This is a genomic window from Haloarcula taiwanensis (assembly GCA_002844335.1).
Classification (GTDB): domain Archaea; phylum Halobacteriota; class Halobacteria; order Halobacteriales; family Haloarculaceae; genus Haloarcula; species Haloarcula taiwanensis.
Window position 1 is genome coordinate 113,443 of sequence record CP019155.1, and the last position, 13,743, is coordinate 127,185.

Here is a 13,743-nt window from a genome sequence, read left to right on the forward strand (position 1 = left end):
GAAACTGACGATGGGGTCCGGCCCGGGCAATCGTGTGGGAAAAGCCAGCGCGATTGGACAGGCTCAGAACCCATCTAGCTCCGCTACCAGTATATATAAAATGCTTGCGGGATCCGTTCGCTGTCTGTTGGTTTGACCGCAAGTCGCACAGTTCTCACGGGCGTTACTCCCGTCCGGTCGCGTCAGCAATACACCCGAATGCTACCAGCGACGGAATGGTGGGCAGCCGGGGGGAGTGTGCACCGCACCATTCACGGTCGTCATCCACGACGACGGGTTCTGGACCCGGGCCGTTTGCTGAGGGTGCCCGGATTCAGTGGGGGAGAGGTGGCGCGGGAACCAGAACCCTATTAGAGATAATAGGGTTACTTGGGAATAACGACTGTGACGTTTTAGTTCATTTTATTGGCTCTGTGGTTACTGAGCGTCCGCAATCGCAGCATGGGCAGTCGCGATGAGCGCGCACCCGCTTGTCAGCCGGGATTATTCCACGGCTTCGAGGCCCGTAATCTCGAATCGTGTCCCACCCATCGAACTCTCAGTTGCGTGAATCTCCCAGCCATGAGCGTCAACGACTCGTTTGACGATGTTGAGACCCAGACCAGTCCCCGATTCGGAAGTCGAGTAGCCGGCCTCGAACACTTTTTCCCGGTCCTCGTCGGGGATGCCTGGACCGTCGTCTTCGATGTAGAATCCGTTGGCGTCTCCGAAAATCTCGCCGACTACCACAGTAACGTCTAGACCTGCGTGATCAATCGTGTTCCGGAACAGGTTTTCGAGCAGGTGCCGGAGTTGGTCGGGGTCAGCTTTTATCACTGGCTGTGCATCGGCCCCACAATCACAGTACAGCTCGGCCTCGTCTGCAGGGTCAGAGACAAGCTTCCACGCAGCCGCAGCGACTGCGTCGATTGCGACAGGTTCCAGCGACCCGATCTCTTGTTGCTCCCGCGCGAGCCAGAGGAGGTCCTCGACAATGCGTTCCATCCGATCAGTCGCGGTCTCGATCACATCGAGATGATCGCTCGACTGTTCGGCTTGAACGAGTCCAAGCCGACCCTGTATGACGTTGAGCGGGTTCCGCAGGTCGTGGCTGACAGTTGCGGCAAACTGCTCCAGCTGTTCTTTTTGATCCTGCAGTTCCCGTTCACGCCTCGTACGTTCGGCTATGTTTCGACCGGTGCCGACAAGCCCTATCATGGTACCGTCGGCGTCAGTTAGTCGGTCAGCAGTGAACTCGTAGGGAACGCGGTTCCCCTCTGCGGTACGGAAATCCGCTTCGATGGTCGAGTGCCCCGTTGTGAGCGCCTCCTCAATCGCCTTAGAGACTGCCTCCCGTTCCTCTTCCGGAAAAAGACTGCGTACGTCAAGATCCGTCATCTCTTCGTCGGTGCACCCGGCCAGCTTTTCGAAGTGTTCGTTACAGCGCTGGACGTTGCCTTCGGAATCAAGCACGTAGAATATATCGGCAAGTGAATCGAGCGCCTGATCGATAAAAGTCCGTTCTGTCCGGAGTTCGTTTCGGATCTTTAGCGAGTGTATGGCGTGCGAGATGCTGTTCCCGAGTTCGGTGAGTAGCTCCTGTTCGTCCTCTGCGAAAGCGAACGGACGGGACGAATAGACGCACAGAAGGCCATAAAGCGTGTCATTGTATTCTAGCGGAACCGCAGCACTGCTCCGATAGTCGCGGTCGAGTGCTTCCTCTCGCCAGACCTCGAACGCCGGGTCAGCCTGAATGTTCTGCGACGTAGCAATGCGTCGGTGCTGGACGGCCCTGCCCGCGGGGCCCTGTCCGGTCGGAGAGTCGTCCGCCGTGACAACAATCGTATCGAGATACTCGTCTTCGACGCCGGCCCAGGCCTGTGGCTCGATTCGGTCTGTCTCAGGATTGGGCTCGCCGATCCAAGCAAAACGGTAGGGTTCAGAGTCGCTAATAATCTCACAGACACGCGTTTTGATCTCCGAGAGCGAACTCGCCCGGATGAGAGCCTGGTCGATACTGCTTACGAGAGCGCGAACCCGTTCAAGTTCAGCAGCGCGCTGATTGGTGCGGTACTGGTCGACGGCGTTTTCGATACGATTTGCGAGGAGTTCGTATCGTTCCGTGCCGTGCCCTTTCCGCAGATAGTCGGTTGCACCGGCGGCAATAGCATCGCTGGCGACCGCTTCGCTCCCCTCTCCGGTAAAAAGAATAAACGGGAGATCAGGGTACTCCGTACGGACAGTTTCGAGGAGTTCGATGCCATCTGTCTCGGGCATCCGGTAATCGCTGACAATACAGTCAATAGACCGCGTCGCGAGTCTGTCGAGCCCTTCAGCAGCACTCGTCGCAGGGACGACAGTGAGTTTATCTGATTGCTGTGTGAGTATTTCTGATGCCACATCTAAAAAGTCCGGTTCATCATCGATATGAAGCACAGCGATACTCGACATCTCTGACACGATACCGACTGTACCGAACTTCGGAGGATAAAGTTGCTGACCCGAGTATCAGAACCTATACTCTAATCTTGGACGTGGTATGTGTCAATAGCGGAAATTTTCAGCACCGAATCACCTGACACCCGTGATTTCTGATTTCGGCGGGTCGCAATAGTATCACAGATAAAAACCGGGCCACTCGACTGATAAAAGCCCACTACGTAGTAGTTCCAATGGCCTACACAGGTGACAGGACTCCCGATTCAATTCAGGTTCTGTATGTAAACAACGATGGTGAGTTTGCTGAGCTAACACAGACGAAACTCGCACATCTCTCATCGGATTTTGACATGACAGCTGTCGGGACTGTGGAGGCTGCTCTCGACTCGCTCGAAACATCGACTATCGATTGTGTGGTCACCTCGTATTCACTGCCGGACGGGACGGGAATCGACCTCCTGAATCGGCTCCAGGCTGGCGAGTACGAACTACCGACGATTCTATTTACCGGCCGCGGGAGCGAGCGAATTGCGAGCGAAGCGACACAGGCGGGTGTTTCCGACTACATTCCGATCCGCGCGGGCCAGAACAGTTTCGAGGTGCTCGCGGGCCGCATCCAGACGCTCACCGATGCCGCTCGCAAACAGGCGGCCGCCGAGCGGCTATCCGACCGCTTCCAACGAACCTTAGAGCGGGCGACTGACGGGATTTATGCCGTCGACAGCCAATGGCGAATCGAATACGTAAACGAGAAGATGGCTAACCGGGTCGGCCGCGACCCCAAGGCTATCGTCGGTACGGTCATCTGGGAAGAGTTCCCCTCGGTAGTTGGGACGGAACTCGAAGACAAATACCGAACGGCAATGGAAACCGGTGACCCGGTGTCGTTCGAACAGTACCTTGGCGAACCCTTTGAGTACTGGGTCGAAGTGCGGGTATTCCCGGACGATGACGGGCTCACCGTCTTTTCACATGAAACGACGGCCGAGCGGGAGCGCGAACTGGAACTGGAGCGCAGTGAAGCGATCCTCGAAACCATCCACGACGCCGTGTTCGTCCTGAACGATGAGGGGACGATCGAATTCGCGAACGCGGCGTCGAAACGGCTGATTGCCGGGGAACGGGCAACGCAGGTCGCGGGGCAGCAGTTAGAGACAGTCGTGGGTGACCGCGTTTCCACGTCTGATGCGGAGCAGTTTACATCTGCGGTCCGCTCGACGCTCAATGACATAGAGGGCGACGGTGGCGTCACGGGGTTGTACGACGCGGACTTACAGCTTGATATCACGACCGGTGGCAATAAACGCACACTTGATGTCCGAGTGACACCGTTCCAGAGCAACAAGAGCAGTCAAGCGCTTGTCGTTGCTCGGGACATCACGGAACAGAGCGAAGCCAAGCGACAGTTGGAGCGAGAGCGCGACGCGCTCCGGGAACTCCAGAATATCATGGCAAGCAGCGATGTCTCGGCCGAAACACGCCTTCACGAACTTCTCGAACTGGGGTGTCAAACGCTCGGTCTCGACATCGGCATCGTCTCACACATTCAGGGGGATGAGTACACGGTCACGGCAGTGCACGCGCCGACTGCCGAAATCGAATCCGGGGATCAGTTCGATATCGGATCGACGTACTGCGAAGAAGTCGTGGGCACAGATTCCCTCTGTTCGTTTACCGATGCGGTGGCCGACGGGAGAGAAACCCACCCAGCATATCGTGAGTTCGAGTTAGAATCGTACATCGGCGTCCCATTGGTCGTTGACGGGAGTCGGTACGGGACAGTCAATTTTTCGAGTCCCACAACGCGGGTCGCTCCCTTTGGAGCGCTCGAGCGGACGTTCGTGAAGCTACTCTCAGAGCTCGTGAGCGCCGAAATATCGCGTAGACAAGACCGGGCGGAGCTCCAGCGACAGGAGTTCCTGTTCGAACGAGTGCAAGCCATCGCTGATATCGGTGTCTGGGAGTACTACCCGTCTACAGGCGACCTCGACTGGTCCGCTGGAGTGCGTCGGATTCACGGGGTCGACGACGATTACGAACCGATTATCGACGACGCTATCGAGTTCTACCATCCTGAGGACAGGGGGACGATTACGAAGGCCGTCGAGCGGGCAATCGAGGCCCGGGAGTCGTACGATCTCGATCTCCGAATCGTTCGGACAGACGGTGAGGTACGCGATGTTCGGGCATGGGGGGAGCGCGTCGACGGTTCGCAGGACAACGAGCCCGTGCTTCGGGGGGTTTTCCAGGATATCACCGAGCGACGAGCCGAGGAGCGCGCGCACCGAGAGCTTGCAGAGGAATACGAGGCACTGCTCAACACCTCCGGTGACGCCATATTCATGCTCGATGTCGAGACAGCCGGTGACGAGCCAGCGTTCGAGTTTGCGCGACTCAGCCCCGGCTACGAGTCGCAGACGGGACTCACGACCGAGGACGTTCGAGGGCAAACACCGCGGCAGGTCTTCGGTGCCGAACGCGGTGCTGAGCTCGCAGCGAACTACACTCGCTGTGTCGAACAGCGTGCGCCAATCTCGTATCGTGAGGAGCTGAACATCGCTGACGACGCACGGTTCTGGGACACGAGCCTCGCGCCGGTTATTGTGGGTGACGAGATCGTCCGGATCGTCGGCATCGCCCGCAACGTGACTGAGCAGGTCGAGCGGGAACGCAAACTCGAAGCGACGAACCAGCGACTGGAGTCACTCATCGAGGCGACGCCGCTCACTGTCATGGAAATCGACACGGACGGGACGGTCATCCGCTGGAATGATGGAGCCGAGAATATGTTCGGCTGGTCGAGCGAAGAGGTGCTTGGCGAATTCAATCCGATGGTCCCAGACGAGCACCAGGCTGAGTTCGCCTCTCACCGGGAGCGCGTATTGAGCGGCGAGCCGATTCGGGGCAAGGAGGTACGACGGAAGACGAAAGCCGGTGAGGAACTAGATCTGCTCCTGTCGGCTGTCCCAATCACTGCTCCTGACGGAGAGATAGTGAGCATACTGGCCGTGTTAGAGGACATCACTGAGCAGAAACAGTTAGAGGCGAAACTCCGGTCGCTGCAGGAAACAGCACAGCGGCTCAGTGGCGCACGGTCGAATGACGAGATCGGAGACATCGCGATCGAGGCTGCCGTCGAGATTCTCGGGTTCGAACTCACCGGTATCTGGGAGTACGCCGACCGGACCGACGAGCTTGTTCCGCTGTCGGCGAGTGCAGCCACGAGGGATCGGTTCGGTGAGCTGCCACGTGTGCAGTCCGATTCGGCGTTTGTCTGGGAGGCGTTCCAGGCCTCAGAAGTGCGTCGATACGATGACATCCAGTCCGTGACATCGTTCGGCGAAACCGGCACGGCTCTCAGAAGCGGTCTGTTCGTTCCGCTGGGCGAGTTTGGGCTTATCGGCGTCGGAACGACACAGGAACAGACGTTCTCTGATACAGACGTGGATCTGTTCCAGATACTGGGTGCGACTGTCGAGGCGGCATTCACCCGTGCAAGCCGCGAGGCCGAACTCCAGCGGCAGAACGAACGGCTCGATGAGTTCGCCAGTGTCGTCGCCCACGACCTCCGGAATCCGCTATCCATCGCCATCGGGTTTCTCGACATCGTCGAGGAGACAGGCGACCTCAGTCACGTAGACCGGATCGAGGCGGCACATGATCGCATGGAGCGGCTGATCGACGACCTCCTGACGCTATCGCGCGGTGAGACCACAGTTACGGATGCGAAACAGATCGACCTCAAGGCTGTGACGACGGAGGCCTGGGGATACGTCGACACCGCTGAAGCGACGCTGACGGTTGCTGACACGGTCCCGACAGTGGCTGGTGACGCCGGGCGGTTGACGCAGCTATTCGAGAACCTCTTCAGAAACGCTATCGAGCACGGCGGGGACACCGTCACCGTCACTGTCGGGCAGTTAGACGGCGGCGACGGGTTCTACGTCGAAGACGACGGTGACGGGATTCCCACGGGGAAGCGTGAGGAGGTGCTAGAACACGGCGTCACGTCTACCAAAGGGGGTACTGGCTTCGGACTCTCAATCGTCGAAGACATCGCCAATGCGCACGGCTGGAGCGTCCGTGTGACAGACGGCGCTGCTGGCGGGGCGCGGTTCGAGTTCTGCTACTGAGAGAAGCACAGTAGCGACTTCTCGGCGCTGGGACGCAGGCGTGGAACCCGTTCCGGGACCGGCAGAAACAGAACTACGGCCAGAGCCCGCGCGCTTCGTGGGCCTCAGCAATGCGCGAAAGGGCGACGATGTATGCCGCATCACGCCACGTGATGTCGCGCTTTTCGAACTCCGTCCGAACGGCGTCCCAGGCCGCTCGCATCTCTTCGTCGAGTTCATCGTTTACGCGCTCAAGCGACCATGACCGACGGTTGATGTCCTGTAGCCACTCGAAGTAGCTCACCGTGACGCCGCCGGCGTTCGCCAGAATATCCGGAATCACGACGACATCGCGGTCAGCGAGAATTGAGTCAGCAGTGGACGTAGTCGGCCCGTTCGCCCCCTCAACGACGAAATCCGCGGCGATGTCGTCCGCGTTCGCCTCGGTGATGACGTTGCCGAGTGCTGCCGGAATGAGAACGTCGACGTCCAGCGTCAGCAGTTCGTCGTTCGAAATCACGGTGTCGGCGTACTCGGTGACCGCTTCCGGTTCCTCGTCGTGTGACGGGACTGTCGCGGTATCGATTCCGCCGGGGTCGTACATCGCCCCGTTCACGTCGCTGATCGCGACGACAGTCGCACCCTGTTCGTCGAGTAACCGTGCTGCGTTCGCACCGACGCTGCCGTAACCCTGTACCGCAACAGTGGTGTCCGACAGTGGCTGGTCGTAGTACTCACAGACCTGCTGTGTGATAATCGCGACGCTCCGGCCGGGCGCGTCTTCACGCCCCTTGCTCCCACCGACGATAGGCGGCTTGCCGGTGACGACGCCCGGTATCGTCTCGCCCTCTTGCATGGAGTAAGCGTCCATTAGCCAGGCCATCGTCTGTGGGTCCGTTCCCATGTCCGGGGCTGGTATGTCTCGGTTCGGACCGATGACCTCGCGGAGTTCCTGTGCGAACCGGCGGGTGAGCCGTTCTTTCTCGTCTCGGCTCAGCGTTTTCGGATTGACCGCGATACCGCCTTTCGCGCCGCCGAAGGGGAGGTCCATCACCGCGCACTTCCAGGTCATCCAGATCCCGAGTCCGACGCACTCATCCCTCGTCACGTCGGGATGATACCGGAGGCCACCTTTGTACGGCCCTCTGACGCTATCGTGCTGTGCTCGAAACCCGGTGAACACTTCCACCGTGCCATCGTCCCGCTCGATGGGGACGGTGACCTCGTGGACGTTTTTCGGGTGGTTCAGCCGTTCGACGATGTTCGGGTCGATATCGAGGTGGTCCGCGGCTCTGTGGAGCTGCAGCCGGGCTGTTTCGAGCGCCGTTTCCGACCCTGACGACGACTCACCCGACGGAGAGGCGGAGGTCAGTTCCGGTCCCATCGTTATTCCAGCGGTGTCAGTCGGTTGCGCATTTCGCCGCCGCAGTCCCGACAGTTCTCCGGTTGGCTCTCTGCAGTGATGACTGTGCCACACGCAAAGCACTCGTACGGTGTCTTCTCGTCGTGGTCTTGCTCTACATCTCTCATGTGTATTCACGAGTGACGGTGTCCGACCGCCAGCACTCGACTAAGGAATAGAAGGACATCAAAGGAATATTCAGAGGTTAAACAAAGAAGTAGGGTGAGATTGGCTTATTTATTATTGAACCCCCTTCACGACTCAAGACCCGAGACGCTCCGCTCTTCGAACAGTGTGGTGAACAGTTTCCGCTGGGCAGTCCGGACATGCTGGTAGAACGCCGGTGGGGAGATTTCGAGCATCGTCGCGATGTCTTCGCCGGACTTCGTGCGCGGTGACTCGAAGTAGCCGCTGTAGTAGGCGGTCTGGATCACTTCGAGTTGCCGCTCCGTGAGGTCCGTGAGGAACTCCGAACCCCGGTCCTGCTCGACACCCCGTTCGAGCGTCTCCTTGCGCTTGAGTTCAACGCCAGAGAAGGTACTATCGACCAGTTGCGCGATATTTCGAACGTCGACGCTCTGTGGCACATCAACGACGAGTGTCGTTCCCGCCGAGTCTGCGGTCGCTTCCCGGAAGATAGCGCCGTGGTCGGCGAGTTCTATGGCGAGGAACGGCTGTGACAGCTCCAGTCGCAGGACGCCGGTGTCAGTGTCATCGTCGCTTATCTCTGTCACGTCGTCAATCGTCGTCATATCGGCCGCGGCTGCCGCGACTGTTTGCACGTCAGCATCTTCGACTGTAACGAACACGCTGTTGCCGGCCGGCGCGTGTTGGATGCCACCCTCGTAGGAAAGCGTACACCCCACAGACCGGGCCAGTCGCGACAGGAGGAACCGCTCGTCATCGATGGCGAACTCGACGCGGGTCACCGAGGTCGTGAGCAGCGCGTGTTTCCGTTCGATGGCGCTGAGTGCCGAGGCAATCGTTTCGCCGAGTTCGTGCAACACAGTGCGCGTTGTCTCGTCGAACGCGTCTTTCGTGTCCGCATAGATGGTGAGAATCCCGTGCCTGAGGTCGTTGTACACGAGTGGGATACTCAACACAGAGAGGAAATCGCGCGTGAGTGCGTCCGACCGCCACGGCGCGTTTCGGAGGTCGGCGGCGACGTTGGGAATCATCGTCACGTCGCCGGTCGCAGCCGTCTGGCCTGCGGGCTCGGTCTCAGAGGGCGCGACGGTGACTTGCTGACTGTCGAGATACCCCTGTTCGGTGCCGGCCCACGCTCGCGGTTCGACGGTACTACCGCCCGGGTCGACACTCCCGATCCACGCAAACTTGAATCGGTCCGTGTCAGTCAGCCGTTCACAGACAGTGTGGTTGATCTCGTCCTGCGTTTCGGCGCTGACGATTGTCTGGTCTATCTCCCGAATCGTGTTGTTGATGTGATTCAGGGCGGTTAGTTGCTCGTTTTGCCGCTGGAGTTCGCGGTCCTGTTCCCGGAGCTGGGATTCCCGGACGACCCGGTCAAGGGCGGCTTCGGCGGTCGCTGCGAGCAGGTCGGTGAGTTCCTGTGTCACGTCGTCGAACACCCCGACCGCAGTCGACCCGGTGACGAACACGCCGTGATTGCCGAGCGGAATGAACATCACGCTCCGGAGGTCGGTCGCCCGGTTTTCCAGCCGATCCGACGTATGGACGTCGTCGAACACGAGTGTCTCGTCGTTGACGAAGCTGTGGCTCGGGAGCGTGTCGTCGTTCGTGCGGACGGCCGGCAGCGGCCCGTGGTGTTCGGTCATCGCCTGGGACTGTGCCACTGGCTGGAGTTCGTTCGTCTCGGCGTCGTGCAGATAGATTGCACTCGCAGAGACATCGAACACACTGAGCACGTCATCGACGATATGCTGGGCGATTTCCTGATTGGTCTCTGTGTAGAGGAACTTCCGTGCGGTCTCCTGCAGCGTCGTCAGTGCTTCCTCGCGCTGTTTCCGTTTCGTGATGTCCCGGCAGCTATACAGTAGCGTTCCGTCCTGAATCGAGACTTCGCGGACGTTGACCAGCAGCGTGTGCTCGTGACCCGCTTTGTCGGTGACGGTACACTCGATGTTCTTGAGAACGCCCTTCTCGGCGAGTTCCGCTCGGTCGAACAGGTCCTCACCGAGGAGCGTATCGATCGTTTCCTGCTCGCGGATCTCGTCGTCGGTGTAGCCGAAGATGAAGTGGACGTTCGGGCAGACGTAGGTGTACTCTCCGTCCTCGTTCGTCATGAGAACGGTGTCGGTCATATTGCTGAGCGTAACTCGGTGGAGCTCCTCGGACTGGCGGAGGTCGCGGTCGAGGGTGACCTGCTCCGTGATGTCGATTCCTTCGATCACAATCGAGGTTACGTCGCCGAAGTCGTTCTCGACCGGCCGAACTGAGAGCTCGATAACGCGGTCTGTGGCTGTGGTCGGCTGGTGGACGACCACGTTCCCGAACTGCCCGTCGCGTGCGGCTTCTACGAGTTGCCGGATGTCGCGTTCAGTTGCCTCGGATCTGGACCACCACGGCAGCGTCCAGAACGGGTCACCGATGACCGCGTCCACGTCCTCGTCAATCATCGCCCGTCCCGTCTGATTCACACGGGCGAGCGAGCCATCCGGGTCAAGGACCCACGTGGCCGTCTGTGTGTCGTGAAAGACGGCGTCGAACTGCCGTGCCCGTTCGCGCTGCATGGTCGCTCGCCGCGTGGATCGGAGCACCTTCTCGGTTCGTTCGACCAAGTCGTCTATTTGCAGGCCGTCTGTCTCCGCAAGGGGTACGTAGTCGGAAACGCCGGCCTCGATTGCCTCACTCGCCAGGGCCTCACTGCCGTCCGTTGCCCCGAGAACGACTGGAGGGTCCGGAGCCGAGTCCCGGAGCTGTCGGACCAAATCAGTGCCACTCCCGTCGCTAAGTGTCGCTGCCGTGACCATGCAGTCGACTGAGCGCTGACGCGCTATGTCCAGAGCGGCCGGTGTTGTCCCGGCGGTGAGGATAGTGGCCCCAGTACTCGATGCAAGCGCATCCGAGAACTGCTCGCACCAGTTCGTAGAACCGACCACGAGTACCTGTGCCGTGTCGAGCGGATTCCCGGCGTCACTCATCTGCCTCTCCCGGGCACGGAGCTATCACTGAGACCACTGTCGCGGTGAGTGGACACTCGTTCGTGATGCCGCCACCTGTCGGAAACGAAGGGGTTCAGTCGCCGGAATGTGGATGTGGGGTTCAATAATAAACACCTGATGTCCGATATACTTCGTTGCTAAACAATTTATTATTTCCTCATTCCTGCGGTCGTTCCGATAGAGTGCCATGGGTCAACGACCGGACCGCACGGAGAGACATGACGGACAGCACATGGACTAACACAGGCGGTCCTCGCTCGTCGTCCAGAGGTCCAGCGGCTCCCGTCCCAGATCAGCTATGATGGACGTACAACGTCGCTTGATGGAAAAGAGAGCTATCAGGCACATCGAGGCACCGATGTCGGTACCAGTGTTCCAATCCGTGACCCGGATCTGGCACTTCCCCAGCGGAGACGCTCTGCTCGAACGTACCGGGCATCGTGACTGCCTGATTCCGGATGTCGACCGGGTCGATGTTCCAGTGCGCGGAACGGAACAGGTTGCGGATGCTGTGGCACTCGATACGGACACCACTGTTCGGATAGCAGATAGAACAGGCAATCTAGTAGTAACAAAATTTGATAGTAATTTGAATATAGGATAATATTTCCTGAGCTAAAGCGCCGACGTAAGCCGCTCTGTTAGCTTTATCTGTAACCATACATATGATTATTTTCTGGTAAAAATGGATAGCTTTTGGTATCTCGATGGGTCTCATGGACACATGTCTGATGTAAATCCGTACCAGAGCCTGCGGACGCAGATCGATGCAGCAGCACAATACGTGGACATCTCAGAGGGACAACTGGAACGGCTGAAAGCACCCGAGCGTATACTGGAAACGAACCTCTCTGTCGAGATGGACGACGGGTCAGTCGAGGTGTTCCGTGCGTATCGGTCGCAGTTCAATGGTGACCGTGGCCCGTACAAGGGCGGAATCCGCTATCACCCGCAAGTAGACCGCGACGAGGTCAAGGCGCTTTCGGGGTGGATGGTGTACAAGACGGCGACGAGCGACATCCCGCTCGGCGGTGGGAAAGGCGGCATCGTCATCGATCCGAGCAACTATTCCGAGAGCGAACTCGAACGGGTCACGCGCTCGTTCGCGAAGGAGCTGACGCCACTGATTGGAGCCGACCGCGACGTGCCTGCCCCTGACGTTAACACGGGCCAGCGCGAGATGAACTGGATCAAGGACACCTACGAGACACTGGAACACACGACCGAGCCCGGCGTCATCACCGGAAAGGACCTCGCAAGCGGCGGCAGCGAAGGCCGCGTCGAAGCGACCGGACGGTCGACAGTCGTCGCGGCGCGTGAAGCCTTCGAGTATCTCGGCAAGGACCTCAAAGGCGCGACGGTGGCGGTTCAGGGCTACGGGAACGCCGGCTGGATCGCGGCGAAACTCATCTACGAGATGGGGGCCAATGTCGTCGCCGTGTCCGATTCGAGCGGGGCGATCTACAGCGAATCGTCGTTCGACCCCGTCGCAGTCAAGGACTACAAACGTGAAACCGGGAGTGTCATCGGCTATCCGGACGCAGCAGCGGAATTAACGAACGATGAATTGCTCACACTCGATGTCGATCTGTTGATCCCGGCCGCCCTTGGGAACGCCATCGACGAGTCTCTGGCACGTGAGATATCCGCGGACGTTATCTCTGAGGCCGCGAACGGTCCGATTACCCCCGCAGCGGACGACGTTCTCAGCGACCGCGAGACGCTGGTCATTCCAGATATCCTCGCGAACGCGGGCGGCGTCATCGTCTCGTACTTCGAGTGGGTCCAGAACAGGCAGCGCTTCTACTGGTCCGAAGAGCGCGTGAACGAAGAACTAGATTCGATTATCGTCGAGCAGTTCGAGAACCTCGTCGATGCCTACGAGGAGCGAAACCTCCCGTCCCTCCGAACCGGCGCATACGTCGTCGCACTCCAACGGGTCATGAACGCCAGCGAGCAGAACGGAACCTGGCCGTAACGGGTTCCGGACCACATCTGGCCGCCGCGCCCGTTACTGTATTTGGGAGCGCTCTGTCACCAAACGACACGATATTAAGGCCATCCAGTGACGAAGGCAACTATGCCAACCGACCGGGTCACAGTCTCTCTCGACGAGGAGACCAAAGAGACGTTAGAAAGTCTCGCCGACCGAACTGGGGAGAGCCAGAGCCAACTGATCCGCGAGTCGATCGCGTTCTACGCGGCAAACTTCGACTCAGCCCATGCGAGTGACAGCGACCACCTTCAGACGTACTACGAGATGCTTTCGACGGGCGAGCACGTCCTGCTGGACATCGACTTGCTGCACGCACTCCTGAGTCAGTTTACCGACCCGGACGAACGTGATGAGGAGATTCTGGACATGGTCGATCAGGTGGCGCAGTACCACGCACAGGAGTACGCCGAGCGGTTCGATTCGCTCGAAGACGTTCTGGAATGGCTCTCACTGTGTGGGTTCCTGACCGTTCGCCGCGACGAAAAGGGAAGTTTCCACGTGGTGTTCCCATCTGAGTCGGTGCGGTGGTTGATAATCCGGTTCATCCGTGGTAGCATTACTGCCCTCCCGTTCGAAATTGAAATCGAAGAGAGTGTTTCCAAAGTACTGTTAAGAGAACGGAAGCCGTGAGTACCCCCGCTCTGGACCCGGATAGACTCGTATCCGGGGAGT

At 59.1% G+C, this 13,743-nt stretch carries 7 protein-coding genes; 4 read left to right on the forward strand and 3 right to left on the reverse strand.

Features of this window, described 5'->3' with window-relative positions:
- Positions 1-483: 483 nt before the first annotated feature.
- Entirely contained in the window at positions 484-2,430 is a 1,947-nt protein-coding gene (locus tag BVU17_15695; GenBank protein ID AUG49360.1) for a PAS domain S-box protein, read from the reverse strand.
- Positions 2,431-2,651: 221 nt separating this feature from the next.
- Here BVU17_15695 and BVU17_15700 point away from each other — a divergent pair, with 221 nt between their 5' ends.
- Positions 2,652-6,551: a histidine kinase gene (locus BVU17_15700; protein ID AUG49036.1), complete on the forward strand. Its 3,900-nt coding sequence runs from the start codon at positions 2,652-2,654 to the stop codon at positions 6,549-6,551.
- 73 nt (positions 6,552-6,624) lie between these two features.
- Here BVU17_15700 and BVU17_15705 read toward each other — a convergent pair whose 3' ends face one another.
- Both BVU17_15705 and BVU17_15710 read right to left on the reverse strand, forming a co-directional pair.
- Complete coding sequence (locus tag BVU17_15705) at positions 6,625-7,914, reverse strand: amino acid dehydrogenase (GenBank protein ID AUG49037.1); 1,290 nt, start codon at positions 7,912-7,914, stop codon at positions 6,625-6,627.
- Between the two features lie 272 nt (positions 7,915-8,186).
- Positions 8,187-11,054 carry a bacterio-opsin activator gene (locus BVU17_15710; GenBank protein AUG49038.1) on the reverse strand — a complete coding sequence of 956 codons (2,868 nt, stop codon included), beginning with the start codon at positions 11,052-11,054 and terminating at the stop codon, positions 8,187-8,189.
- A 319-nt stretch (positions 11,055-11,373) separates the two neighbouring features.
- On the opposite strand from BVU17_15710, the gene BVU17_15715 reads away from it, so the two are divergent.
- The 3 genes from BVU17_15715 (at position 11,374) to BVU17_15725 (ending at position 13,701) form a co-directional block, all read left to right on the forward strand.
- Positions 11,374-11,679, forward strand: a complete 306-nt coding sequence (locus BVU17_15715; protein AUG49039.1) for a hypothetical protein — start codon at positions 11,374-11,376, stop codon at positions 11,677-11,679.
- 120 nt (positions 11,680-11,799) lie between these two features.
- Entirely contained in the window at positions 11,800-13,053 is a 1,254-nt protein-coding gene (locus BVU17_15720; GenBank protein AUG49040.1) for a glutamate dehydrogenase, read from the forward strand.
- A 102-nt stretch (positions 13,054-13,155) separates the two neighbouring features.
- Positions 13,156-13,701, forward strand: coding sequence for a CopG family transcriptional regulator (locus BVU17_15725; protein AUG49041.1), 546 nt, complete (start codon positions 13,156-13,158; stop codon positions 13,699-13,701).
- The last annotated feature ends 42 nt before the right edge of the window (positions 13,702-13,743 follow it).

Excerpts from the sequence above, each read along its gene's own strand:
- BVU17_15695 (AUG49360.1), bottom strand. The coding sequence starts at position 2,430 with ATGTCGAGTATCGCTGTGCTTCATATCGATGATGAACCGGACTTTTTA.
- BVU17_15700 (AUG49036.1), top strand. The coding sequence starts at position 2,652 with ATGGCCTACACAGGTGACAGGACTCCCGATTCAATTCAGGTTCTGTAT.
- BVU17_15705 (AUG49037.1), bottom strand. The coding sequence starts at position 7,914 with ATGGGACCGGAACTGACCTCCGCCTCTCCGTCGGGTGAGTCGTCGTCA.
- BVU17_15710 (AUG49038.1), bottom strand. The coding sequence starts at position 11,054 with ATGAGTGACGCCGGGAATCCGCTCGACACGGCACAGGTACTCGTGGTC.
- BVU17_15715 (AUG49039.1), top strand. The coding sequence starts at position 11,374 with ATGATGGACGTACAACGTCGCTTGATGGAAAAGAGAGCTATCAGGCAC.
- BVU17_15720 (AUG49040.1), top strand. The coding sequence starts at position 11,800 with ATGTCTGATGTAAATCCGTACCAGAGCCTGCGGACGCAGATCGATGCA.
- BVU17_15725 (AUG49041.1), top strand. The coding sequence starts at position 13,156 with ATGCCAACCGACCGGGTCACAGTCTCTCTCGACGAGGAGACCAAAGAG.